Here is a 24,599-nt window from a genome sequence, read left to right as displayed (position 1 = left end):
CTTGATTCCCACTTATTATTTTTTTTGTGGAAGCGCTTGAGTACTTGGGTTGCTAGCGCCGGTTGAGGCCCATGCGGCAAGCGATTTCGAAGGCCTGGCGCATCGCGCCGACGTTGGCCTTGCCCTGCCCAGCGATATCAAACGCGGTACCGTGGGCCGGCGTGGTGATCGGGATCGGCAGGCCGCCCTGCACCGTGACGCCACGGGAAAAGCCCATCAACTTGATCGCGATCTGGCCCTGGTCGTGGTACATGGTGACCACCGCATCGAAGGCATTGGCATCACCCTGGACCTTGAGGAAGATCGTGTCGGCCGGGTACGGGCCATCGGCATCGATCCCCAGGACCTGGGCGGACTTGACTGCCGGGCCGATGATGTCCAACTCCTCACGACCAAAACTGCCGTTGTCACCGTTGTGCGGGTTGAGCCCGCAGACGCCGATGCGCGGCTGCGGCAAACCGCTGCGCTTGAGTGCCGTGTCGATCAACTGGATGGCCTGCACCACCCGTTCCTGGCTCAGCAAGCCTGGCACCTGGGCCAGCGCCACGTGAGATGTCACCCGGGAAGTCCAGAGGTTGTCGAGTACGTTGAATTCGCAGAACGGCCCGTCAAAATCCAACAGCTCGGCAAACCAGTGCAACTCGTCGCTATGCTCCATCCCGGCCATGTGCAGGGAGGTTTTGTTCAGCGGACCAAACAGCAGGGCATCGGTGGTGCCTTGCTGGGTCAGGCGCAGGCCTGTTTGCAGGGTGTCGAGGCTGTAGCGGCCACCGTTGGCGCTGGCCTGGGCATAGACAAAGTCACGACTGGCATCGCCTCGGAAGGGGTAGAACAGCGGCGTATCGTCGCTGAACACCAGGTCATCCAGAGAGTCGATGGTGCGGTAGGGAAACGACAGGCCGGCGATCGCCATGCCACGCAGCATTTGCGCTTCATCGGCAATCAACAGCACATTGGCCTGGGCGCGGACAACAGGGTCAGCCAGCAACCGGGCCACCAGCTCGGGGCCGATACCGGCGGGGTCGCCCAGGACCATGGCAATGCGGGGTGCGGTCATGCGGGATTCCTCTTAAAACGGCGTGCATTGTTGTTCTTGTATAGGGGCGCAGTTACAAAAGATATCGCCCGTTGGATGGCATGAACTATCAACGCTACGAGTGATAACCGTCCAATCAAAGGTGATGATAGGGCGATACACTGAGGTTATCGCCAGACGCCCCCACTTCCCCCTTGGCAAGCCTGCACAATTCTTGTAACTCTGGGTGCTCTCCTCCTGACCCGAGTCTTGTCCATGAGCCGAATTCCCGAAGCGCACCTGATCCACAGCCGCCTGCGCCTGAGGCAATTGCGCTTGATGCTGGCTCTGGATGAATTGGGCTCATTGCGCAGGGCCGCCGATGAAATCGGCATGACCCAACCCGCCGCCACCAAGATGCTGCACGAGGCCGAAAACCTGCTGGGGGTCGAGTTGTTCGAGCGCATGTCCCGTGGGATGCGGGCCACGCCGTTTGGCGAAACGGTGATTTACTACGCCAGGATGGTGTTCGCCGAGCTGTCAGGCATGCGTGAAGAACTGGCCGCGCTGGAGTCCGGCAACCTGGGCCGGGTGACCATCGGCGCGATTCCGGCACTGGCGTCCGGGTTGCTGACCCGCACTATTGCCACCCTCAAACAGAGTCATCCTCGCCTCTCGATGAGCATCCAGGTAGACACCAGCGACGTGCTGGTCCAGGCCCTGTTGCAGGACCAGTTGGACGTGGTTTTGGGGCGTATCCCGCCTGGCGCCCGCGCCGATGAACTGCTCTTCGACAGCCTCGGCGAGGAAGCCCTGTGCGTGATCGTCGGCGCCCAACACCCGTTGGCCAGCGCCACGGCCCAGGACCTGAGCTGGGGCCAACTGCAAGGCATGACCTGGGTCTTGCAGCAACACCCCAGCCCGATGCGCTCGATCATCAACCAGGCGTTCTACAACGCTCAACTCGACATCCCGAGCAGCATCGTCGAAACCACCTCGATCATGACCCTGCTGTCACTGATCCAGCAGACCGACATGTTGGGCGTCACACCGTTGTCGGTGGTCAATGAATACCCCGGCAAACACCTGCTGGCCGTACTGCCGATCGAGTTTGAACCGCGCCTGCCGCCGTATGGCTTGATTACCCGGCGGCATCGGATCAAGTCGTCAGCCATGCAGGCATTTATGGGGTCGGTGAGGACTGTGTATGAGCAACAGGTTCAGGAGACGGATTGACTTGCCCCAGAAACTCGACGATCAGGGAGGCCGTCTGCTGCTGGATCACCTCACGCGGTCGCGCGCCGTCGCCATCCCGGCAGATCATGCCGTCGCCTGGCGAGCTCTCTTCGATCAGCGCCTCGCCGCCTGACTTGCAGATCGCCATGAAGCTGAAGTGAGTCGCGTCGCTGATCTCGACATAACGCGTCGATGCCGGGGGCAGGCGCTTGGCCAAGTCAGCCGACTCCAACTCGGCGGGAAGCTCCGTTGAAGGCACGCCCGCAGCAATCACCAGCGTCGGCACCGGCAACGCCGCGAGGCTGGCAGCGGTAAACCCACGGGACAGGCCCAGGTCCAGTGACACAATGGCGCTGACGCGCTGATCACTCAAGTCTGCCGCCAACTGCGCCTGCGCAGCCGCAGTACTGGCGGGGTTCATCTGCTGGTAGACCGCGCAAGGGGCCAACTGCGAGTGAACCTTGCAGTCCTGGGCGTAACGCTCTGGGTCGAAACGTGCGCCGGCGACTTCCAGCGCCGCCCAACCGCCGAGTGAATGACCTACCACCGCAATTCGATGATCAGCGACTGCCCCAAACTGTTTGGGCTGCGCGATCACCCCATCAATCGCCCGACGGATATCGACCGGCCGCTGCCACAACTGCGCGGCCGCCTCCGGCCGACGGTCCTTGCTGGTCGTACCAGGATGATTGACCGCCGCCACGATAAAACCCTGATGCGCCAGGGCACTGGCCAGCCACACCTGGTTGCCCCAATTACCGCCGAAGCCATGGGAAAGCACCACCAATGGATGCTTGCCGATAGACGGCGGCGCATTGCGCACGGCTGGGGCGCCGATGAATACGGCGTTATCGGCGATCAATTCGGGCGTGGCGGTGGTGGCGCTGGGGTACCAGACGACCATCTCCAATGGGCGCTCGTTGCTTGGGTCTGCCAGGGTGGAAGTCTGGAAGCCAATGGCGTTATTACTGGCAAGTGCGGGGGTGGTTACACAGATCAGAAGCAGAGCGCCGAGGGATGCTTTCAATGGATCTTCCTTGATTGGACCAACTGAGTGAGCGTTGGAATATAACGGAACAGATTCACTGCGTATTCCCATATCACGTGCTTGCAGGCGCCGAAAAATCAAAAACCACCGATTTTATCTAGCCGAATCATGGGGTTGTGTTGTAAAAAATCCTCGACTCAGACCCGATTCAAACAACAAGACCCTATAAAAATGAAAATACTGTTCATCGCTTCGCTGGGATTGCTATCGCTCATTCAACCTTCACTGTCCGTTGCGGATAATGCCAATGGAAAAAACCTCTATTTGCAAAGATGCGCCATGTGCCACGGAACAGATATCAAAGGAACCGGGCCATTGGCGAATAAAAGCAATCCCCCTACGCCAAACCTTACAACAACCGCCTTCAAGAAACGGCTGGGTGATTATCCGGGCGTTATTGTCTCATCGATAATACTTCGTCCAAATGGAGACTTGATTCCAAGAACCCTACGAGAGAATGGTGTGAAGTTGTCGCCACATTCTTGGAGCATTCAGGATCTACGCGACTTGAATCAATACATGAGTCGTGTGATTTCAAAAAGCTGATGAGGTTTAGAAAAGAGCAGCCTCTAAAAGGCTGCGTACCGGGATTCAAGGTTTATATAAGCGGCGATCAACATTGCTCTGAAAAGAGGGCAGATTTATGTTCTGTACTCTAAACGCCCGCCATTGATCGAGCGTAGACACACCGGCTGGCGCGGCGGAGGTATTTTCGCAGACACCAAAAACCACAAACCCCCGGATTTCTCTAGGAAAACCGGGGGTTTGTGTTTGTAGAATGTGGCGGTGAAGGAGAGATTCGAACTCTCGATACAGTTTCCTGTATACACACTTTCCAGGCGTGCTCCTTAAGCCACTCGGACACTTCACCGTATCTCGTCAAACTGATTCAGTCTGTCGAGGCGCGCTAATGTAGTCGAAAGCTTTTCTGATGGCAAAGGTTTTTTTCAGAATTTTCATGCGCTTAGCCAATTATCTCGACGTGCGTCGCTCTGGCACGGCGTGGAGGGCGGCGATTCTGCCATTCTCAAGGCGCGATGGCACGGGTCGATGGCAGCCGCCATGCCCTGCTGTAGCCTGCTTCAGGCCGGGTGTAGGGGAAAAGTCTGACCGCCCAGTCAGTCACGGCGCTTTACCGGGGCGGCCATGCTGGGTAACGTCTGCGGCCTGCCCTTCTATTAAACGTATTACAAGGAATCGCGTCATGAGTGAGTTGATTGCCTACCACCTCGAAGACGGTATCGCGACCCTGACCTTGAGCAACGGTAAGGTCAATGCCATTTCCCCTGCCGTGGTCAGTGCGTTTAATGAAGCGCTGGACCAGGCCGAGAAGGATCGGGCGGTGGTGATTATCACCGGTACGCCGGGAATTCTGTCCGGTGGTTATGATTTGAAAGTGATGACGGCCGGCCCTAAAGAGGCAGTCAGCCTGGTGACGTCGGGCTCGACCCTGGCGCGCCGTCTGTTGTCGCACCCGTTCCCGGTGATTGTGGCGTGCCCTGGGCATGCGGTGGCCAAGGGGGCGTTCCTGCTGTTGTCGGCCGATTACCGGATTGGTGTCGAGGGGCCGTTCAGTATTGGCCTGAATGAAGTGATGATCGGCATGACCATGCACCATGCCGGGATCGAGTTGGCGCGTGATCGCCTGCGCAAGTCGGCGTTTCATCGTTCGGTGATCAACGCCGAGATGTTCACCCCACAAGATGCCTTGAGTGCCGGTTTCCTCGACAAGGTGGTGGCACCTGAAGCGTTGCAGGCGGCGGCCCTGGAAGCGGCGCGGCAGTTGAAGAAGATCAATATGAACGCCCATAAGCACACCAAGCTGAAGGTGCGCAAAGCACTGCTGGAGCTGCTGGATAACGCGATCATCCAGGATCAGGAGCACTTGGGTTAACCACCCACGCCCCGCTCAATAAAAAAGCCCGACCTCGCGTCGGGCTTTTTCTTACACGGCATTTTGAATGGCCTTGCAGCCGCTCTAGATAGCATCTGTCGCCATCTGTTGAAACATGCACTTAAACATCGGCCATCTCCTACCTCTACTGGGGTAATTGCCGAATACAGTGCACGTCCGTACACTGCGCCACCTTTTGTCCCGATGGTCCGTGTCGATGCTTTATTTATTACGCATGTTATTGATGGGCCTGCATTTTCTGATCGCCGGTGTGCTCGGGGTGTTACTGGGCGTGTGCCGGCCCTTCAACCCGGACAACAGCCGCCTGTGCGCACGCCTGTATGCACTGCCGGCCATGTGGATCCTACGGCTGCGGGTCAAGGCGCAAGTGGACTCGCTGCGCAACAAGTCGAGCAGTTGCGTGATCATTGCCAACCACCAGTCCAACTATGATTTGTTCGTGTTCGGCAACGTGGTGCCCTATCGCACCGTATGTATCGGCAAGAAGAGCCTGAAGTGGGTGCCGCTGTTCGGGCAACTGTTCTGGCTGGCGGGCAATGTGCTGATTGATCGGGGCAATGCACAGAAGGCACGGCGGTCGATGCTGACCACCACCCATACCCTGCAACACGAAGACACCTCGATCTGGGTGTTTGTGGAAGGCACCCGCAACCTGGGTGAAGCCTTGCTGCCGTTCAAGAAGGGCGCGTTCCAGATGGCGATTGCCGCCGGGGTGCCGATTGTGCCGGTGTGCGTCAGTACTTATGTGAAGCAGATGAAGCTCAATCGCTGGGACAGTGGTGATATTTTGATCCGATCCTTGGCGCCGATTCCGACGGCTGGTTTGACGATGGATGACATGCCCGGGCTGATCGAGAAATGCCGCGGGCAGATGATCGAATGTATTGAAGCGATGGATCAAGAACTGCAAAAAACCTGAATGACAGGCGATGGCGATCTTGAGGACGCCATCGCCGGCAAGCCAGCTCCTACAATGTAGCGTTTCAGGCTAAGCTGGCCGGTTACTGCCACTTGTGAAGAAGCGATCAGCATTATGGGTAGAGTTGTTGCAGCAGCCGTCTACAGCGCCGGGAAAAAAGTCAGGGATATCACCCTCGATGAAGGCGCCGCCTGGGCGGCCAAGCCCGGTCACTTTGTGTGGATCGGCCTGGAAGAGCCCGACGCCCAGGAGTTGGCCAACCTGCAACGCCAGTTCAACCTGCATGAACTGGCCATCGAAGACGCCCTGGAAAAACACAGCCGGCCCAAGCTGGAAACCTTTGGCGACGCGCTGTTTATCGTGACCTATTCGCCGGTGCGCCATGAGGGCAAGCTGGAGTTTATCGAGACCCATATCTTCGCCGGTAACGGCTATATCATCACCGCCCGCAATGGCCACTCGGCGTCCTACGGGTATGTGCGCCAACGTTGTGAGGCGCGGCCACTGCTGCTGGAACACGGGGAAGATTTCGTACTCTATGCGCTGCTGGATTTTGTCACCGAAAACTACCAGCCGGTGAGCGAGGCGATTCATGCCGAGATCGATGCGCTGGAGCGCAGCGTGCTGTGCGACGCCCTCAATGAGCGGGATATCCAGAACCTGCATGGCCTGCGCCGCGATGTGCTGAGGCTGCGCCGGCATGTGGCGCCGATGGTGGAGATCAGCGAGGAATTGCAGAAGCTGAGCTTCCCGTTCATCGACAAGAACATGCGCCCGTATTTTCGCGATGTGCAGATCCATGTCACGCGGCAGATGGAAGACCTTTCCACCCTGCGCGACATCGCCAGCCAGACCATCGAGATCGGTGTGCTGCTGGAGGCCTCGCGCCAGAGCGTGGTGCAACGCAAGTTTGCCGCCTGGGCGGCGATCCTCGCGTTCCCCACGGCGGTGGCCGGGATCTACGGGATGAACTTCCAGAACATGCCGGAGCTGCAATGGCACTACGGCTATTTTGCGGTGTTGGGGTTTATCGCGGTGGGGTGCACGGGGTTGTGGGCCAGCTTCAAGCGCTCGGGGTGGCTATAGCCGGCCCAACTGATCAGGCCACCTGCGGCTTGTGCGCCACGAACCGCATCATCCATTCCGCCACAGTCACGCCGTGGTGGTCGTGCGCCAGGCTGGCGACGCCACTTTGGTAGATCTGCTCGCCCAGGTTCTGCTGGCGAATGTCCAACAGTGCCCGCGAGTAATCGTGGATAAACTCGGGATGCCCCTGGAAGCACAGCACCTGGTCATTGATGTGATAAGCGGCAAACGGGCAGAAGTCGCTGGAGGCAATCACCGTGGCGTTTTGCGGCAAGGCCGTGACCTGATCCTGATGGCTGATCAACAGGGTCAGTTCTTCCACCACCGGGCTCATCCACGGCGCCTTGGCGGCCAGTTGGTAGTTGTGGATGCCCACGCCCCAGCCCTGGCTCGCCCGCTCGCTCTTGCCGCCCAGCAGCAGCGCCAGCAGTTGATGGCCGAAACAGATACCGAGCAACTTGTCTCCCCGCTCGTAGCGGTTCAGCAGGTAGGCCCTGAGGGTTTCGATCCACGGGTCGGTGGCAAAGGAGTCCGCTTTGCTGCCCGTTACCAGGTAGGCATCGAAGACTTCGCTGTCAGCCGGGTAGTCACCTTGCATCACGTTGTAGACGATGAACTCGGCGGCAATCGGCTGCTGTGAAAACAGGCGCTGGAACATCTGCCCGTAACCTTGATATTGATCGACCAGTTCCGGACGCAGGATATCGGTTTCCAGAATGCAGACGCGTAGCGACATAAAAAATACCTGACACGGTGATGGGAATAACGCACACCCGCCAGCCTGCCCTGAAATACCCTTTCAAGGCAAGCCCCAGCCGTGTCCGGTCGGGTGGCTAGAACGTAGCACCCTGGGCGGCCTTTTCCAGCAGCAAGGCTGGCGGGTTGAACCGCTCGCCGTACTGCTCGGCCAGGTAACGCGCCCGCGCCACGAAGTCGTTGAGCCCGTACTGGTTGATAAATTGCAGCGCCCCGCCGGTCCAGGCCGCAAAACCGATACCGAAGATCGAACCCACGTTGGCATCGGCGGTGGACATCAATACGCCCTCCTCCACACAGCGCACAGTCTCGATGGCCTGGATAAACAGCAGGCGGTCGCGCACATCCTGCGCCGAGATCCGCTGCCCGGGCCTTTCAAAGCGCGCCTTGAGCTCAGGCCACAAATGCTTCTGCCCACCGCTGGGGTACTCGTAGAAACCACCGCCCGCCGCCTTGCCGGGACGCTTGTATTCATTGAGCAGCAGGTCGATCACCGCAAACGCCGGGTGTTCCGGCAGTGTTTTACCTTCGGCTTGTAGGTCCTTGGCGGTCTGCTGACGGATATGGCTCATCAGGCTGAGGGAAACTTCGTCAGAGATCGCCAGCGGGCCAATCGGCATCCCGGCCTTGCGCGCCTCGGTCTCGATCATCGGCGCGGCCACGCCTTCGCCGAGCAGGGTGATGCCTTCGTTGGTGAAGGTGCCGAACACCCGCGAGGTAAAGAAGCCGCGACTGTCATTCACCACAATCGGGGTTTTCTTGATTTGCAGTACGAAATCAAAACCGCGAGCCAGGGTTTCGTCGCTGGTGTTGGCGCCCTTGATGATTTCCACCAGGGGCATTTTTTCCACCGGGCTAAAGAAGTGCAAGCCGATGAATTTACCTTGATCGGGCACCGCGCTCGCCAGGCCGCTGATAGGCAAGGTGGACGTATTGGAAGCAATCACCGCCTCAGCCCCTACTACACGCTGGGCCGCAGCCGAGACCTTGGCCTTGAGGTCGCGGTCTTCGAAGACGGCTTCGATGATCAGGTCGCAACCGGCCAGGTCGGCGTCGCTGTCTGTAGGACGGATCCGCGCCAGGGTACTGTCGCGCTGCTCGACCGTCAGTTGCCCACGGCTGACCTTCTTGTCCAGCAGCGCTGCCGAGTGGGCCTTGCCCTTCTCTGCCGCCGCCAGCGTGACGTCCTTGAGCACCACGTCCACTCCCGCCGATGCGCTGGCGTAGGCAATCCCCGCCCCCATCATGCCAGCCCCAAGGATGCCGACCTTGCGCGTGACATACGGCGCAAACCCTGTAGGACGTGAGCCACCGGCGTTGATTTCGTTGAGCTGGAACCAGAAGGTGCCGATCATGTTCTTCGCCACCTGGCCGGTGGTGAGCTCGGTGAAGTAGCGAGTCTCGATCAGGTGTGCGGTGTCGAAGTCCACCTGGGCGCCTTCCACGGCAGCACAGAGAATTTTCTCCGGCGCGGGGAAGCAACCATTGGTTTTGCTGCGCAGGATCGATGGCGCAATGGCGAGCATTTGCGCGACTTTCGGGTTGGACGGTGTGCCGCCAGGAATCTGGTGACCCTTGATATCCCAAGGCTGTTTAGCCGCAGGATTGGCCAGGATCCAGGCCCGGGACTTGGCCAGCAGCTCATCGCGATCCGCCGCCAATTCGTCGATCAAACCGGCCTGCAAGGCCTTTTGCGCGCTGACCTTCTTGCCTTCCAGCAGGTACGGCAAGGCCTTCTCCAGGCCCAGCATGCGCACCATCCGCACCACCCCGCCGCCGCCCGGCAAGAGGCCGAGGGTGACTTCCGGCAAGCCGATCTGCACCGAGGGATGATCCAGCGCCACACGGTGCTGGCACGCCAGGCACAGCTCCCAGCCACCGCCGAGCGCCGCGCCGTTGATCGCCGCCACCACCGGCTTGCCGAGGGTTTCCAGGCTGCGCAGTTGCGCCTTCAGGCCCAGGACCATGTCGTAGAACGCCTTGGCGTGGGGCTTGTCGACTTTGATCAGTTCATTGAGGTCGCCGCCGGCAAAGAAGGTTTTTTTCGCCGAAGTGATAATGACCCCGGCAATCTCATCCTTTTCCGCGTCCAGGCGCGCGACAGTGGTGGCCATGGCCTCGCGGTAGGCCGCGTTCATGGTGTTGGCACTCTGGCCGGGCATGTCGAGGGTCAGCACCACGATCTGGTCCTGGCCTTTTTCGTAACGAATGGCGTCGGTCATGACAAATTCCTTAGGCTCAGAGGCGTTCGATAATGGTGGCGATACCCATGCCGCCGCCCACACAGAGCGTGGCCAGGCCGTAGCGCTGCTGGCGCACTTCCAGTTCGTCGAGCAAGGTGCCGAGGATCGCGCACCCCGTGGCCCCCAGCGGGTGGCCCATGGCAATCGAACCCCCATTGACGTTGACCCGGGCGGCATCGATGCCCATGTCCTTGATGAACTTGAGTACCACCGAGGCAAAGGCTTCGTTGACCTCGAACAGGTCGATGTCCTCGACCCGCAGGCCGGCCTTGGCCAAGGCCTTGCGGGTGGCAGGCGCGGGGCCGGTGAGCATGATCGTCGGGTCGGTGCTAGTCACAGCCGTGGCGACAATGCGCGCGCGCGGCTGCAGGCCCAGTTCACGGCCCCGAGCTTCGGAGCCGATCAACATCAAGGCCGCGCCATCGACGATCCCGGAGCTGTTACCCGGTGTATGGACATGGTGAATGCGCTCGACATGGCTATAGACCCGCAAGGCCGTGGCATCGAAGCCCATCTGGCCCATCATTTCGAAGCTGGGTTTGAGTTTGCCCAGGCCTTCAAGCGTCGAGTCGCCACGGATGAATTCGTCGTGATCGAGCAGCACGATACCGTTCTGGTCCTGCACCGGGATCAGCGATTTCTTGAAGGAACCATCTGATCTGGCCCGTGCCGCTTTCTGCTGGGAGTGCAAGGCAAAAGCATCGACATCGTCGCGACTGAAACCTTCCAGGGTGGCGATCAGGTCGGCGCCAATCCCCTGGGGCGTGAAGTGGCTATGCATATTGGTTTGCGGGTCCAGCACCCAGGCCCCGCCGTCGCTGCCCATGGGCACGCGGGACATGGACTCGACACCGCCGACCACCACCAGATCCTCGAAGCCGGAGCGCACTTTCATCGCACCGAGATTGACCGCTTCCAGGCCCGACGCACAGAAGCGATTGACCTGCACGCCGGCGACGCTGACGTCCCAGTCGGCCACCAGCGCGGCGGTCTTGGCGATATCCGCGCCCTGGTCCCCGACCGGGGTGACGCAGCCGAGCACGATGTCATCGACCAGGCGCGTATCCAGGTCGCTGCGCTGCTGCAGGGCGGTGAGCAAGCCGGCCAACAGGTTCACCGGCTTGACGCTGTGCAACGCGCCATCAGCCTTGCCTTTGCCCCGGGGCGTACGTATCGCATCAAAGATCAAAGCTTGGGTCATGACGTCCTCGAACCACTGTGCAATGGAGCTCTCAAGGGGAGAGCCGACCGTGCCCTTACCTTAAGCGCCACGAGGGCAGATTCAATGACCGATACGCTCATTGACCTTGACGACCACGCTCAGACGAACGGTAAGAGGCTACCGGAAACCCCTGATTAATCGTTTTAGCTGTCTAGCCAAGGGGCTGGCGCGAAGATGGCCACATGCCTCATACCTTTTTAAACAGATTTCAATCTAACTTGATATGAAAGCGATCTAAGCCGCGCCCGACAGGGGCTCTAAGGTTGAATCAGTAAGAAGTGTATGAAGCTGCTGCCGGGTCTTGCTGGAGCAGCTGTAAGAAAAATGCCATCTAGCCGGCTTAACGTAGGAAATGATGGTGCTGGTATCGGCGCATTTGACGCTCAGGAATAACAACAAAAGGCAGTCAGCCATGTTCAAACAATCGAAAGTTCGCCAGGCGGGGCTTATTCTCTTCGCCACCACACTGATTCTGATTCTGCCCAACCTGACCAAGATCATTGGTTGAACGGGCCGATCACAGCGAAACATTGCAGTCTTTGACAGCACCGCCCGGGAAACCGCGTACCGCGTTCCCGTGGCCGGGGCTGTCTTTTTGCCTACAGTCTAGTGGCCGTTTTCCGGTATCGTGGGCCCGCATCGTCACTGCGAAATGGGCTTCTCCTTGAAACAGATTATCGTCCTGCTGATGCTGATCCTGGCCTACCCCGTCAGCGCGGCCCAGTTGACCATCGAGCTGGATCACAACCGCACGACCTGGCAAACCGCCGACCTGCTCCAGCATCCGGCGGCGCAGGTAGTACAGATCGTCGATGATGTTTCCTACAAGCGCAATATGACGTATCGCGCAGTCCCAATGGCCGCACTCCTACCGGGTCTGGTAGCGCAGAACCATGTGCAGGCGGTGGCACTCGATGGTTTCGCCGCCGAACTGGCCGTCGCGCCGCTGCTTGCGCAAAGCGGCGCACAGGCGTGGCTGGCGGTGGAGGATCCGGCTCATCCGTGGCCCCCGCTGGCCGCTGGCAAACCCAGTGCCGGCCCGTTCTATCTGGTGTGGACCCAGCCCCAGGCAAGCGGGATCAGCCCGGAACAGTGGCCATTCCAGGTCTCTAAGATCAGACAGCTGAAAACCGTCGCCGAACGCTTCCCGGCGCTGCTGCCGGACCCTGCGCTGGCGGTGGATGATCCGGTCAACCTGGGGTTCGCCCTGTTCCAGAAGAACTGCCTGGCCTGCCATCGCCTCAACGGCGCGGGTGACGCACAGGTAGGGCCGGACCTGAATGTGCCCTACAGCCCGACCGAGTATTTTGGCGGCGACTTCCTCAAGCGTTATATCCGTGATCCCCAAAGCCTGAGGCACTGGCCACAGGCAAAGATGCCGGCGTTTGCCACCAGCGTGCTGCCTGATGCCGACCTGGACCTGCTGGTGGGGTATTTGAAGCATATGGCCGCTCGCAAAACCGACGCGGCCTTGTAGGAACCAGCTTGGCGGCGATGGCGATCTTTCGGGCCTTATCGCCGGCAGGTGTGATGGGTTATTGCTGCTGCACCAGAATCACCGGGGTCGGCGCCACGAACACCCGGGCATGCATCTGCTCATGCCCACCGCCACGGCGCATGCCGCGCACCGGGCACGCGTCCAGGTAATCCAGGCCCACCGCCAGTTTCAAATGCCGCTCCGGGCGGGCCAGTTGGTTAGTCACATCGAAGCTGTACCAGGCGTCATCCAGCCAGGCTTCGGCCCAGGCGTGACTGGCCAGGTGTTCGCTGTCCTCGCTGTACAAATACCCCGACACATACCGCGTCGCGATCCCCAGGCTGCGCGCGCAGGCCAGGAAGGCGTGGGCGTGATCCTGGCAAACGCCGGCACGCCCGGCGAACGCCTCGGCCGCACAGGTCTCCACCTGCGTGGCACCCGGCACGTACTCGATATGCTGGTTGAGCGCGTGCATCAGGTCGATCAGGGCATTGCGATCCCGACGCTTGCCGCAGTGCTGCTGTGCAAAGGCGCGCAGGGCCTCGTCCGGTTCGGTCAGGCGCGTGCAACGCTGGAAGGGAAATGGTGACTGGCTGTCATGTTCAGCCTCCCGCCACTCGTCAATGTCCACCTGGCCACGGGCACCGATGATGATCGATTCATGGGGTTCATCCATGGTCAGCACATGCAGGATATTGCCGAACGGGTCCAACTGGGCCCGTACCGGACGCGGTAAATCCAGCTGCCAACTGAGCACATGCTGGCGTTCGCTGTCGTGGGGAGTCAGGCGCAGGTACTGGATGCTGGCGCGCACCTGGTCTTCATAGCGGTAGGTGGTTTCGTGGCTGATGGAAAGTCTCATGCCGCCTCCAGGTAGGAATGGTGAATAGCGTTACCCAACTGGCGGACCAGCGGGATGAAGTCGGTCAGCCAGGCGTGCAGGCCTTCTTCAAGGATTTCGTCAATGGCGGTAAAGCGCAGGCGCGCATCCATCTCGGCGGCCAGGCGCTGCGCCGGGCGGCCGTTGATGCCGGGCAGGCTGGCGAGGATCTGGTCGATTTCTTCGCTGCATGCCCGTAAGGAGCGCGGCACATCGGCGCGCAGCAGCAACAGTTCGGCCACCTGGCGCGCGCCGGGCGCATCACGATAGATCTCGGTATAGGCCTCGAAAGACGACAGCGCCCGCAGCAGCGCACTCCACTGGTAATAGGCGTGGGCGGTGCCATCAATCACGACTTCGGCCTGGTCACCGGCCATCTCGTAGCGGGCATCCAACAGGCGCAGGGTGTTGTCGGCCCTTTCGATGAAGGTGCCCAGGCGAATAAAACGAAAGGCGTCATTGCGCATGATGGTGCCGTAAGTGGCACCGCGAAACAGGTGGGAGCGTTCCTTGACCCACTCGCAGAAGCGGCTCATGCCATAACGGCTCAAGCCTTCCTGGGCGATGACACGAATATCCAGCCAAGTGGCGTTGATGTTTTCCCACATGTCTGCAGTAATTCGCCCACGCACGGCATGGGCACTGGCGCGGGCGGCGCCCAGGCAGCTGTAGATGCTTGCCGGGTTGGCCGCGTCCAGGGCGAAGAAGTGCAACAGGCGCTCGGCATGCAGCTCGCCATGGCGCTCATGGTAGTCATCCAGGGTGCCGGTGATCAGCAGCGGCATGGCCAGTTCGTGCAGGCCATCGCCGCGCCCATCCTGGGGCATCAGCGACAGTGAATAGCTGACATCGAGCATGCGCGCGAGGTTTTCCGCGCGCTCCAGGTAGCGCGACATCCAATACAAATCCGAGGCAGTTCTACTCAACATGGTTTCACTCCTCGACCACCCAGGTGTCTTTAGTGCCGCCGCCCTGTGATGAGTTGACCACCAACGAGCCTTCGCGCAACGCCACACGGGTCAACCCGCCCGGCACTACACGGGTTTCCTTGCCGGACAGGACAAACGGCCGCAGGTCGATATGCCGGGGCGCAATGCCGTTTTCGACAAAGGTCGGGCACGTCGACAGACACAAGGTCGGTTGGGCAATGTAGGCATGGGGCTTGGCCTTGATCCGCGCACGAAAGGCTTCGATCTCGGCGGCCGTGGCTGCCGGACCGACCAGCATGCCGTAGCCACCGGAACCCTGGGTCTCCTTGACCACCAGCTCCGGCAGATTCGCCAGCACATGGGACAGCTCGTCAGGCTTGCGGCACTGGAACGTCGGAACGTTCTTCAGGATTGGCTCTTCATCCAGGTAAAAACGGATCATGTCAGTGACGAAGGGATACACCGACTTATCATCCGCCACCCCGGTGCCGATGGCATTGGCCAGCACCACGTTGCCCGACCGATAGGCGGCCAACAGGCCCGGCACGCCGAGCATCGACTCCGGGTTGAAGGCCAACGGGTCGAGGTAGGCATCGTCGAGGCGACGGTAGATCACGTCCACCGCCTTCGGCCCATCGGTGGTGCGCATGAATACGCGGTCGTCACGCACGAACAGATCGGCACCCTCCACCAGCTCCACGCCCATTTCCCGGGCAAGGAACGCATGCTCGAAAAACGCGCTGTTGAAGCGCCCGGGTGTCAGCACCACCACGCTGGGGTTGTCCAGCGGGCTGGAGCTTTTCAGGGTGTCGAGCAACAGGTTGGGGTAATGATCGATCGGTGCGATGCGCTGGGCAGCGAACAGTTCGGGGAACAGGCGCATCATCATCTTGCGGTCTTCGAGCATGTAGCTCACACCGCTGGGAGTGCGCAGGTTGTCTTCCAGCACGTAGTACGTACCGTCGCCATCGCGTACGAGGTCCACACCCGAGACGTGGGAATAGATATCCCGGTGCAGGTCCAGGCCCTGCATCGCAAGCTGGTATTGCTCGTTGGCCAGCACTTGCTCGGCTGGAATAATCCCGGCCTTGATAATGCGCTGGTCGTGATACAGGTCGGCAAGGAACAGGTTCAACGCCTTGACCCGCTGAATACAGCCACGCTCCACAACGCGCCATTCACTGGCGGGAATGCTGCGCGGAATGGTGTCGAAGGGAATCAGGCGCTCGGTGCCCTGCTCGTCGCCGTACAGGGTGAAGGTGATACCGGCGCGGTGAAACAGCAAATCGGCTTCACGCCGACGCTGAGCCAGCAGCTCGGCAGGGGTTTGATCCAGCCAGCGGGCAAACTCGCGATAGTGAGGCCGGACCTGGCCGGCCTCATCGTACATTTCATCGTAATAAGTGCGGATCATGCCGAACTCCTTGTCACCCGGACGCAACGGACAGTCGCAAGGCCCGTGCCAGCGGCATAAACACTTAAGTATCAACCAGTTAGATATAGTAAAAGGCCGAATCGCACCGTCCTGGTGCAGCAAACGCCCCTGCCTCGGCACACAAGCCTCAAAGAGACGCAGGCATTGCCTATCACCAGCATAGTCAGAGTTGATTTCACTGCCTGGCAAAGCCTGCGGATAATCGCACTCATCCGCTGAACAGGATTCGTCCTACAGCATCGCCCCATCACCGCCGGTAACTTGTTGGTGCAAGTACCGACCGGTTCCCCTTCTTTCCGGTCTTCCCTTTTGGCCACCCTGCTCGGGTGGCCTTTTTTTTGTGGAGGATTTTTCGCAATAAGTTCCAAGTACTTTGCCGCGCCACAAACAAAATCGGCCGACCCAAGGGTCAGCCGATACGCTGCTTTATTGATCATGTGTCTACATGGGTAACCCACGAACCTCGTGCTTGACGCCCCATCCCTCGATAATCCCGCCCAAGGGCTCGACTACCGCCTCAAAGTCCTGCTCAAAATCACCGATGCCATCATAGGTGGCGAACATCACCTTGCTCAGTTCCAGAAACCAGGCGCCGTCATCCCTTGCGCTGATCTGGGCATTGATGGATTCCCCACGAAACCGACCCGCAGCCCGACGCGCACGTTCCTCATCCGGGAAAATGGCGTAGAACTCGATGGGGTGAAAACGTGAGAAGTCGAAGCCGCCCTCTTTCATGCGGCGTAACACGTGGGTGCTGATGTCTTCTTGATAGGCTGTGCTCATGAAACGTCCTCCTCAAACCGATGGATAGACTTTCCGTGCTTCCCAAGGCCCACGCCTGAAAGGCGCAGCTATACGGCAATGACATCGCCGCAGGAAAACAAGCATGTAGCTGACAAGACCAGACCTTAGCGATTCATTCGCTGATCTCCCTTGCAGAGTAGCGCGAAGCTATCACCTCCACCAGCGGCGCTTTAAAGGCAGACAGGGAATATTCAGGCGGCAGGAGAAATATCGAGAATTTGAATGCTGTTCTGATCCTTCAGGCTTTTGACCGTGGGTTCGGCGATGCGCCCGTCCAGGTCATTGAGGTCCAGTTCGGCGGGGATGGGCAGCAATTTGGCGCGAATCATTTGCGCAGCGTCTTCAAGGCTAGGCTTTTGCGCGCAAGTGAACAGCTCTACGGACTGCTCGCCGTGATCATCAACGAAGGTAACTTGCCACTTTTGCATCAGTGCCTCCTCGATAAAGCCCATGGATGGGCTTACCTCTATCTGGACCTTGAAGGATCGGTGATCGTTCCACTCAAGACTGGAGGCACTGCTCGGCTGCGCTTAAGGCTTCTCGGCGAGATCTTTCAAGGCTTTCAAGGTGTTGAAGGGCGCTTCAACCACAAACTTGTTGGCCAACCAGGACGGCACGCTGCCACCTGGCTCGGTGTGGACCTGATAAGTCACTTCGGTCTGGTCGGCGCCTTTGGGCACCAGTTTCCAGAAGCCTTCGACCTGGGCCACACGCACATAGCCTTTCTCTTCCGGCAGATAGGTCGGCACTTCCAGCAGCTTGCGGGTCACGCTACCGTCGGCGGCCTGGGTGGTGGTGATTTCCAGGATCGAGTCCCGATCGGTCACTGGGAACGGGGCCTTGAACTGGGTGTAGGTCCAGCTCTTGTCACCTTCCTTCTTCAGCAGTTTCTGCGACTTGCATTCGTGAATCCACTTGCAAGCACCGACGACATCGTCCTGCAATGCCTGGACCTTGGCCAATGGCGCCTTGATCACGGTAACGCCGCGATAAGCCTTGTATTTGGAGCCTGCCACTTCACTCAAGGCGACCTTGATACCTTCCTCGTCCTTGGCGACCTGCCATTCTTCTGCCTGTGCAGCAGCTGCAAACAACACCGTAAAACCGCACAACACAGCCATTCGTTTCAGCGAACCCATTGTTGTATTCCTTATTGTTGAAGTTCAGACATTAAAGCCCACTAAGCCGCCGTCATCTGTTCCCACCAGCCGATCAGCCTGATCGCTTCTTCCTGGCTGCTGCCACAGACTTCGATATCCGCCTCGAAGGCACCACACACCGCTGGCCGTTCCGGTTGGCCAAACAATTGGCACAATTGTTCGACCGACAGGTGCAGGCAGCGTTCGCCCGCGGGCTTGCCATTGGGCATACCGGGCAACGGCGAACTGATGGAAGGCGCGATACAGCAGGCGCCACAGCCTTCACGGCATTTCATGACCAGCAGGTCCTCGACGACAAAGTGTTGATGGCCGGGCTAGAGTACGCCCTAAAACAGCCGTTTTAAAATGGTCTAACAGGGGTTTTTCGCAGAAAACAAAAGTGACCGACCAGTCTGCGACAGAAGGTCAGTGGTTCAGGTCACTTTGGCAGCAACGATTAATTTTTGAATTCAAAATCCAGGGCTGCGCCTTCAACATCGCGCCGCTCTTCATTGCGCATCTGCAACTGCATTTCGTTGCTCAGCAGGCGCCCGTTGATCTGGAATGCACTGTTATCAACCGGCTTTTCTTCAAACATCGGCGGCAATAACGGTACGTTCTTGGGCTGCGGCATGGTGCCGAGGGGTTGCAGGTGCCGGACCATTTCCTGGGGCAGGCTGAGATCCAGTCGCGCCGGCGCCAGCTTGGTCTGCGCCACTTCGCTGGCCGATTTGGATTTGCTGGCGATCGGTGCGCGCTTCTTGACCTTCGTGGCTTTTTTGGCCGGTGCAGCTTTTTTCGCCGGGACCGTTTTTTTAGCCTGTGCCGGCTTTTGTGCGGCGGCGGCCAGCACGACTGGCGCACTGGCAGGCGCTGCCAGCACAGAAGTGGCATTGCACAGGCTCGCCAGACAGATCAACAGCGCGGCAGGAAAAATAGAGGTCATATCGCCAACAGCATTAACGGCAGAAGGCCATATGCTCGCCTGTTGAGCGCGGCATGACAAGCGCGGTGATTAGCCAGCTACCGTTCATGCCCCATTTTGGCGCTTCAAAACCCGCCTGCGGCCTCCAGGCACAACTGATTGGCCAGCATGCCAAGGGTCATCAAGGCTCGCTCGGCCTCGCGATTCCACGGCGTGCCGCAATTGAGCCGAATACAGTGGTTGAACTGTTCCGTATTGCTGAAGATCAGCCCCGGCGCAATGCTGATGCCCTGCTGCAAGGCGCGCACGTGCAACTCCTGAGTATTGACCCGGCCCGGCAGGCTGACCCACAGGATAAAGCCGCCAGTCGGCCGGCTCATCTGCGTCCCCTCGGGGAAATACTGCTGCACCGCCAACTGAAAGGCGCTGAGGTTCTTGCGATACTCCTGGCGAATGTAGCGCAGGTGCCGGTCGTAACCGCCGTTCTCCAGGTACGCCGCCACGCCCATCTGCGTGACGCTGCACGCCGAATGGGTGCTGAACATCTGCAGGCGCTGGATCTCCTGCTGGTATTTGCCGGCAATCATCCAGCCGATACGCACCCCCGGGGACAGGGTCTTGGAAAAACTGGAGCAGTAGATCACCCGATCCAGGCGGTCATAGGCCTTCAGGGCCTTGGTGCGGCCCAGTTCGAACATCAACTCGCCGTAGATGTCGTCTTCAACGATCTGGATATCGAAATCCGAGGCCAGGCGCAGCAATTGTTTCTGCCGCTCTTCGGGCATGGTGCCGCCCAGGGGATTGCTCAGGCGCGTGGTCAGGACCAGGGCCTTGATCGACCATTGGTTGGCCGCCAACTGCAGGGCCTCAAGACTCATGCCGGTGGCCGGGTCGCTGGGGATCTCGATGACTTTGAGGCCAAGCAGGTCGGCCAGTTGCAGCAGCCCGTAATAGGTGGGTGATTCGGCGGCGATCAGATCGCCGGGACGGGTCAGCACCCGCAAGGACATCTGCAAGGCATCGACACAGCCGTGGGTGATCACCACTTCGGACGGGTCGACCACCACCCCGGCATCACGCATGCGAATCGCGACCTGGCGCCGCAGCGGCTCGAAGCCCGGGCTGAACATATAGCTGAACGCCCGCGGGCTCTGGAAGCGCGTGACCTTGGCCAGTTGCTGGTGCAGCGCCCGCACTGGCAGATAGTCGACGCTGGGCACGGCGGCCCCCAGCGGGAACACCCCTTCGCGACGGGACTCGACCAATACCTGTTGAATGATGCTGCTGCGGGTGACCAGGCCTGGGCGCTCGACCCGGGCGATATCCGGCGTCGGAGCAGTCAGGGCCGGCGTCTGGTGCACGTAATACCCGGACTGCGGCCGCGCGCGGATCAAACCCTGGTCTTCAAGGTTGGCGTAGGCCTGCAACACTGTGGCATGACTGACATTGAGCTGGGAGCTCATCTTGCGCACCGAAGGCACGCGCTCACCCGGTTGATAGACACCGCGCCGGATATCCTCAGCCAATTGCTGGGCGATACGTTGGTAAAGCAAGAGATTGGTCATGACGCAGCACTCGATTTCACGGGTATTTTATTTTTGTGTGAAACGTACCAGCACAGTTTAGAAGTGTACGGGGACAGTTGCCACAATAGTCGAGGACGCGCGGCAGTGATAGAAAAAACTGTGTGGGTTGAGCACTGAATCGCAGGCATGAAAAACCCGATCAAAGATCGGGTTCCATAGCGGGTGCGCCACATACCCTGTGGGAGCTGGCTTGCCTGCGATGCTGGCGATGTGAGTTTTCAGATGTACCGCGCCGATGCTATCGCAGGCAAGCCATAATGCCAGTCAGTTAAGCGGTCATCGCCTTCTGTAGGAGCGAGCTTGTCTCCGGGTGGCGTTCCGACGAAAAACGTCAACGATAACGCGTGCTTACTGAATGAATGCGGCGCCTGTCAGTTTTTCGCGAGCAAGCTCGCTCCTACAACGACCGCGTGCGCACTGCGGTTCAGCGCGCGGCGCCGAGCTGGCCCTTGTCATCGGAGAAGACGATTTCCACCCGCCGGTTCTGCGCACGACCACGCTCGGACGCATTCACTTCCACCGGGTACTGGTCGCCGTAGCCTTCGACTTGAATGCGTTTGTCATCAATGCCCAGGTCGACCAGTACGTCCGCCACGGCCTGTGCACGGTCGCGGGACAGTTTGAGGTTTTCCTGCTCGCCGCCGGTACTGTCGGTGTAGCCCTCGATCCGCACCACCCGCTTGGGGTTCAGTTGCAGGAACTGCACGATCTTGAGCACTGTACGGTTGGCGGAATTTTTCAGCTCTGCCTGGCCGGTGTCGAACAGTACGTCGCCCAGGGTCATCACCAGGCCGCGATCGGTCTGGGTGGTGGTCAGGCTGGCAATCTGCTCTTCCAGCCACTTGCCCTGTTGCTGCACGCTCAACAGCTTGGCCTCGCGCAGCGCCAGTTGCAGGCGCTGACGCTCCAGTTCGAGTTTGGCCGCACGTTCTTCGTTGAGTACCAGTTCCGTATGTTCCCGGGCGATGGCGCTGTAGCGCTGGCTCAGGTAGGCGTAATGCACCACGTCGCCACCGCTGCCCCAGTAGCTGGAGAGACGGTCGGCGCGGGCCAGGGACTCGCCGGCGCGGATCACGTCCTTGGGCGCGATGCGCAGCACATTGGAATCTTCCTTGACCTTCTGGAAGTCGCTACTCGCCTGCTGCAACGCAGTGTCGCTATTGGGATGGCTGGCACAGCCTGCAAGCACCAAACTGCTCAATAGCAGCCCATATGTCAGGCGGCTCATTGGGCATCTCCCAGCTGTTTGCGCAGGCGGGTGATACGGGTGTTGAGGACATTCAACTGTTCCTGACTCTTTTGCGTCAGCACCCGCGCCTCGGCCAGGCGGGCATCCAGTTCGGCCTGTTCAGCCTGCATGCGGGCATCCTTGTAGGACTCATCAGCCATGTCGGCCTTGGCCTGGGCCAGTTTTGTCTCGGCGAGTTTCAACTCAGGCACGTCATCAGCAACGGCCCCCACGGCGGCGGCTTGTTCCAAGGCTTGCTGGGTCAGGCGCATTTGCTCATTCGGCGCAGGATCTGCGGCACAGCCCGCCAGCGTTACAACGGCGAGGGCGGCGAAAAGAGGTCGAATAGTCACTAAAAATCCCTACTTTGTTGGGGTACCGACAGGTTGCTGCAACTGCGTCTTCCAGCGTTCGATATTGCGCTGCAACGCGGCTTCCGTCAGACCGGACGCGGCCAATTCTGTCATCTTTTTGGCGAGCTGTCCGCGCAACCACGGATCATTGCAAGCCGAGTTGTGGGAAATCGCCAGGAACAGGCCCGGCTGATCGATCGGCAGTTCACGGGCCAGCAAGTCTTTGCTCATACCCAGGGTCTGGGCCATGGCCATGCCGGAGTAACGTCCGGCCAGCACGTAGTCCACTTCACCAAGCAGCAGTTTCTGCAAGGCCGGAGTCACGGTTGGCACACGTTCCAGGGTCAGGTGTTCGCTGGCAAAGGCTTCAAACTCAGGGGACAGGCGCGCCCGCTCCGAGACCGAGCCCTTGTGGCCATGCAGGTCGGCTGCGCTGGTATAGACCAGAGGCGAGTCGACACGGGTCCACACCCGGTAATCGGCCTGCATCAGTGCCGGGTGGATGTAGTCCAGAGCCTCCAGCTCGTTGATATTCAACGGTGCGTCGGCCAACAGGTCCATACGCCCGCTGCGGACTTCCTCCAGGGCCAGGGAACGCTTGCCACCGTACAGCAGGTCGATTTTCAGCCCCAGTTCCTTGGCCACTTGTTGCAACACGTCGGCATTGGCACCGATCAGGCGGGTCGGGTCCTGCGGATCACGCCACAGATAGGGCGGCGCATCCGGGCTGCCGGTCACCACCAGGCGCTCGCATTTGCCGGCAGCAACAGACAAGGTCGGCAGCAGTGACAGGCCCAGCAGTACAGTCCAGCGACGCAGTTCCATGGCGTGGTTTCCCGATCAAGAGTGGCGTGCAAAAAAAAGCCCGGTCATAAGACCGGGCTCTTTATAAGTGAAGCGGCTGGTTTAGACCAGCTTCTCAAACTCAGGTACCGCCTCGAACAAGTCCGCCACCAGGCCGTAATCAGCCACCTGGAAGATCGGCGCTTCTTCGTCCTTGTTGATCGCAACGATCACTTTGGAGTCTTTCATACCGGCCAAATGCTGGATCGCGCCGGAGATACCGACCGCGATGTACAGCTGTGGCGCAACGATCTTGCCGGTCTGGCCGACCTGCATGTCGTTGGGTACGAAGCCTGCGTCGACCGCCGCGCGCGAAGCGCCGACCGCCGCGCCCAGCTTGTCGGCCAGGGCGTACAGGTGCTTGAAGTTGTCACCGTTCTGCATGCCACGACCGCCGGAAACGACGATCTTGGCAGCGGTCAGCTCAGGGCGGTCCGACTTGGCCAGTTCTTCGCCAACAAAGCTGGAAGTGCCAGCATTGTGCACAGCCGCAACGGCTTCAACGGCAGCCGAACCCCCTTCCGCGACAACCGGGTCGAAGCCGGTGGCGCGTACGGTGATGACTTTGACGGCAGCTGTCGATTGCACGGTGGCAATGGCGTTACCGGCGTAGATCGGGCGCTTGAAGGTGTCGGCGCTTTCCACCGAAACGATCTCGGAGATCTGGTCGACGTCCAGCTGCGCGGCAACGCGTGGCAGGATGTTTTTGCCGTTGGAGGTAGCGGCAGCCAGGATGTGGCTGTAGGAAGCGCCAAGCTCTGCAACCAGAGGCGCGACGTTTTCCGGCAGTTGGTGCGCGTAGGCAGCGTTGTCAGCCAGCAGTACTTTGCTCACGCCAGCTACTTTTGCTGCGGCTTCAGCCACGGCGCCAGCGCCTTGACCGGCGACCAGTACGTGGATGTCGCCACCGATTTTGGCGGCGGCAGCAACGGTGTTCAGGGTGGCCGGGGCCAGCACCTTGTTATCGTGTTCGGCGATTACGAGGATAGTCATGATCAGATCACCTTCGCTTCGTTTTTCAGTTTCTCGACCAGTTCAGCCACCGACTTGACCTTGATCCCCGCGCTGCGTGCAGCTGGCGCTTCGACTTTGACGGTCTTGTTGGTGGAGGCGGTGGAAACGCCCAAAGCATCAGGAGTCAGCACTTCAAGAGGCTTTTTCTTGGCTTTCATGATGTTTGGCAGGGACGCATAACGCGGCTCGTTCAAACGCAGGTCGGTGGTGACGATGGCCGGCAGTTTCAGGGAAACCGTCTGTGCGCCGCCGTCGATTTCGCGGGTCACGGCAACGCTGTCGCCGCTGACTTCGACTTTCGAGGCGAAGGTGCCCTGGCCATAACCGGTCAGTGCAGCCAGCATCTGGCCAGTCTGGTTGTTGTCGCTGTCGATCGCCTGTTTACCGAGGATCACCAGTTGTGGCTGCTCCTTGTCGACAACGGCTTTGAGCAGCTTGGCAACGGCCAGCGAGGTCAGTTCTTCAGCGGATTCGACGAGCACCGCGCGGTCGGCACCCAGCGCCAGAGCGGTACGCAGCTGCTCTTGAGCAGTGGATGGCCCTACG

At 59.8% G+C, this 24,599-nt stretch carries 25 protein-coding genes and 1 tRNA gene; 6 read left to right on the top strand and 20 right to left on the bottom strand.

What is annotated here, in order from left to right; genetic code table 11:
* Positions 1-52: 52 nt before the first annotated feature.
* Positions 53-1,057 carry a 4-hydroxythreonine-4-phosphate dehydrogenase PdxA gene (locus BFQ03_RS16695; protein WP_065943590.1) on the bottom strand — a complete coding sequence of 335 codons (1,005 nt, stop codon included), beginning with the start codon at positions 1,055-1,057 and terminating at the stop codon, positions 53-55.
* A 234-nt stretch (positions 1,058-1,291) separates the two neighbouring features.
* Between BFQ03_RS16695 and BFQ03_RS16690 the strand changes: the two genes are divergently transcribed.
* Positions 1,292-2,251, top strand: a complete 960-nt coding sequence (locus tag BFQ03_RS16690) for a LysR family transcriptional regulator (RefSeq protein WP_032863425.1) — start codon at positions 1,292-1,294, stop codon at positions 2,249-2,251.
* Here the strand turns inward: BFQ03_RS16690 and BFQ03_RS16685 are convergent.
* Positions 2,199-3,278: an alpha/beta hydrolase family protein gene (locus BFQ03_RS16685; protein ID WP_065943589.1), complete on the bottom strand. Its 1,080-nt coding sequence runs from the start codon at positions 3,276-3,278 to the stop codon at positions 2,199-2,201. The genes BFQ03_RS16690 and BFQ03_RS16685 overlap by 53 nt on opposite strands.
* A gap of 192 nt (positions 3,279-3,470) precedes the next feature.
* On the opposite strand from BFQ03_RS16685, the gene BFQ03_RS29135 reads away from it, so the two are divergent.
* On the top strand, positions 3,471-3,845 hold the full coding sequence (locus BFQ03_RS29135) for a c-type cytochrome (protein ID WP_082445674.1): 375 nt from the start codon (positions 3,471-3,473) through the stop codon (positions 3,843-3,845).
* Positions 3,846-4,080: 235 nt separating this feature from the next.
* Here the strand turns inward: BFQ03_RS29135 and BFQ03_RS16680 are convergent.
* Positions 4,081-4,170: transfer RNA gene (locus tag BFQ03_RS16680), tRNA-Ser, on the bottom strand.
* Positions 4,171-4,503: 333 nt separating this feature from the next.
* On the opposite strand from BFQ03_RS16680, the gene BFQ03_RS16675 reads away from it, so the two are divergent.
* The 3 genes from BFQ03_RS16675 (at position 4,504) to BFQ03_RS16665 (ending at position 7,219) form a co-directional block, all read left to right on the top strand.
* On the top strand, positions 4,504-5,193 hold the full coding sequence (locus tag BFQ03_RS16675; protein WP_032863624.1) for a crotonase/enoyl-CoA hydratase family protein: 690 nt from the start codon (positions 4,504-4,506) through the stop codon (positions 5,191-5,193).
* Between the two features lie 217 nt (positions 5,194-5,410).
* Positions 5,411-6,133, top strand: a complete 723-nt coding sequence (locus BFQ03_RS16670) for a lysophospholipid acyltransferase family protein (RefSeq protein ID WP_032863622.1) — start codon at positions 5,411-5,413, stop codon at positions 6,131-6,133.
* A 114-nt stretch (positions 6,134-6,247) separates the two neighbouring features.
* On the top strand, positions 6,248-7,219 hold the full coding sequence (locus BFQ03_RS16665) for a magnesium and cobalt transport protein CorA (RefSeq protein WP_032863620.1): 972 nt from the start codon (positions 6,248-6,250) through the stop codon (positions 7,217-7,219).
* 13 nt (positions 7,220-7,232) lie between these two features.
* On the opposite strand, the gene BFQ03_RS16660 is transcribed toward BFQ03_RS16665, so the two are convergent.
* The 3 genes from BFQ03_RS16660 to BFQ03_RS16650 all read right to left on the bottom strand — a co-directional run bounded on the left by BFQ03_RS16660 (position 7,233) and on the right by BFQ03_RS16650 (position 11,419).
* The gene (locus BFQ03_RS16660) at positions 7,233-7,955 is read right to left on the bottom strand and encodes an amidotransferase (RefSeq protein WP_032863618.1); all 723 of its coding nucleotides are present in this window, start codon (positions 7,953-7,955) and stop codon (positions 7,233-7,235) included.
* 97 nt (positions 7,956-8,052) lie between these two features.
* A complete protein-coding gene (locus tag BFQ03_RS16655; protein WP_065943588.1) occupies positions 8,053-10,197 on the bottom strand; it encodes a 3-hydroxyacyl-CoA dehydrogenase NAD-binding domain-containing protein in 2,145 nt (714 codons plus the stop codon).
* Positions 10,198-10,213: 16 nt separating this feature from the next.
* Complete coding sequence (locus tag BFQ03_RS16650) at positions 10,214-11,419, bottom strand: acetyl-CoA C-acetyltransferase (protein ID WP_065943587.1); 1,206 nt, start codon at positions 11,417-11,419, stop codon at positions 10,214-10,216.
* 685 nt (positions 11,420-12,104) lie between these two features.
* Here BFQ03_RS16650 and BFQ03_RS16645 point away from each other — a divergent pair.
* Positions 12,105-12,917, top strand: coding sequence for a cytochrome c (locus BFQ03_RS16645; protein ID WP_065943596.1), 813 nt, complete (start codon positions 12,105-12,107; stop codon positions 12,915-12,917).
* A gap of 58 nt (positions 12,918-12,975) precedes the next feature.
* Here the strand turns inward: BFQ03_RS16645 and BFQ03_RS16640 are convergent, their stop codons facing one another.
* The 14 genes from BFQ03_RS16640 to BFQ03_RS16575 form a co-directional block, all read right to left on the bottom strand.
* Positions 12,976-13,779 (bottom strand): transglutaminase family protein, encoded by an 804-nt coding sequence (locus BFQ03_RS16640; protein WP_032863613.1) that lies wholly within the window; start codon positions 13,777-13,779, stop codon positions 12,976-12,978.
* A complete protein-coding gene (locus BFQ03_RS16635; RefSeq protein WP_032863611.1) occupies positions 13,776-14,726 on the bottom strand; it encodes an alpha-E domain-containing protein in 951 nt (316 codons plus the stop codon). The genes BFQ03_RS16640 and BFQ03_RS16635 overlap by 4 nt, the downstream gene beginning before the upstream one ends.
* A gap of 4 nt (positions 14,727-14,730) precedes the next feature.
* Entirely contained in the window at positions 14,731-16,140 is a 1,410-nt protein-coding gene (locus BFQ03_RS16630) for a circularly permuted type 2 ATP-grasp protein (protein ID WP_032863609.1), read from the bottom strand.
* A 462-nt stretch (positions 16,141-16,602) separates the two neighbouring features.
* On the bottom strand, positions 16,603-16,944 hold the full coding sequence (locus BFQ03_RS16625) for a ribonuclease E inhibitor RraB (protein WP_032863607.1): 342 nt from the start codon (positions 16,942-16,944) through the stop codon (positions 16,603-16,605).
* A gap of 212 nt (positions 16,945-17,156) precedes the next feature.
* A complete protein-coding gene (locus tag BFQ03_RS16620; RefSeq protein ID WP_082445681.1) occupies positions 17,157-17,393 on the bottom strand; it encodes a hypothetical protein in 237 nt (78 codons plus the stop codon).
* A gap of 102 nt (positions 17,394-17,495) precedes the next feature.
* The gene (locus BFQ03_RS16615) at positions 17,496-18,104 is read right to left on the bottom strand and encodes an START domain-containing protein (protein WP_032863603.1); all 609 of its coding nucleotides are present in this window, start codon (positions 18,102-18,104) and stop codon (positions 17,496-17,498) included.
* Between the two features lie 41 nt (positions 18,105-18,145).
* Entirely contained in the window at positions 18,146-18,400 is a 255-nt protein-coding gene (locus BFQ03_RS16610; protein WP_065943586.1) for a YkgJ family cysteine cluster protein, read from the bottom strand.
* 161 nt (positions 18,401-18,561) lie between these two features.
* Entirely contained in the window at positions 18,562-19,050 is a 489-nt protein-coding gene (locus tag BFQ03_RS16605; protein ID WP_032863599.1) for a hypothetical protein, read from the bottom strand.
* Between the two features lie 104 nt (positions 19,051-19,154).
* Positions 19,155-20,594: an aminotransferase-like domain-containing protein gene (locus tag BFQ03_RS16600; protein WP_065943585.1), complete on the bottom strand. Its 1,440-nt coding sequence runs from the start codon at positions 20,592-20,594 to the stop codon at positions 19,155-19,157.
* A gap of 445 nt (positions 20,595-21,039) precedes the next feature.
* Positions 21,040-21,843, bottom strand: coding sequence for an OmpA family protein (locus BFQ03_RS16595; RefSeq protein ID WP_065943584.1), 804 nt, complete (start codon positions 21,841-21,843; stop codon positions 21,040-21,042).
* Positions 21,840-22,196 (bottom strand): DUF4398 domain-containing protein, encoded by a 357-nt coding sequence (locus BFQ03_RS16590; protein WP_029299652.1) that lies wholly within the window; start codon positions 22,194-22,196, stop codon positions 21,840-21,842. The genes BFQ03_RS16595 and BFQ03_RS16590 overlap by 4 nt, the downstream gene beginning before the upstream one ends.
* Positions 22,197-22,205: 9 nt before the next feature.
* Positions 22,206-23,021, bottom strand: coding sequence for a substrate-binding periplasmic protein (locus BFQ03_RS16585; protein WP_032863593.1), 816 nt, complete (start codon positions 23,019-23,021; stop codon positions 22,206-22,208).
* 81 nt (positions 23,022-23,102) lie between these two features.
* Positions 23,103-24,032, bottom strand: coding sequence for an electron transfer flavoprotein subunit alpha/FixB family protein (locus tag BFQ03_RS16580; protein WP_065943583.1), 930 nt, complete (start codon positions 24,030-24,032; stop codon positions 23,103-23,105).
* A 2-nt stretch (positions 24,033-24,034) separates the two neighbouring features.
* Positions 24,035-24,599: electron transfer flavoprotein subunit beta/FixA family protein (locus BFQ03_RS16575; protein ID WP_065943492.1), on the bottom strand; the 565-nt coding region annotated here is incomplete at its 5' end.

It is taken from the genome of Pseudomonas sp. 25 R 14 (genome assembly GCF_900004755.1).
In the GTDB taxonomy this organism is placed as follows: Bacteria; Pseudomonadota; Gammaproteobacteria; order Pseudomonadales; family Pseudomonadaceae; genus Aquipseudomonas; species Aquipseudomonas brenneri.
The sequence above is the reverse complement of the archived record's forward strand: the minus strand, read 5'-3'. Positions and strand labels throughout refer to the sequence as shown.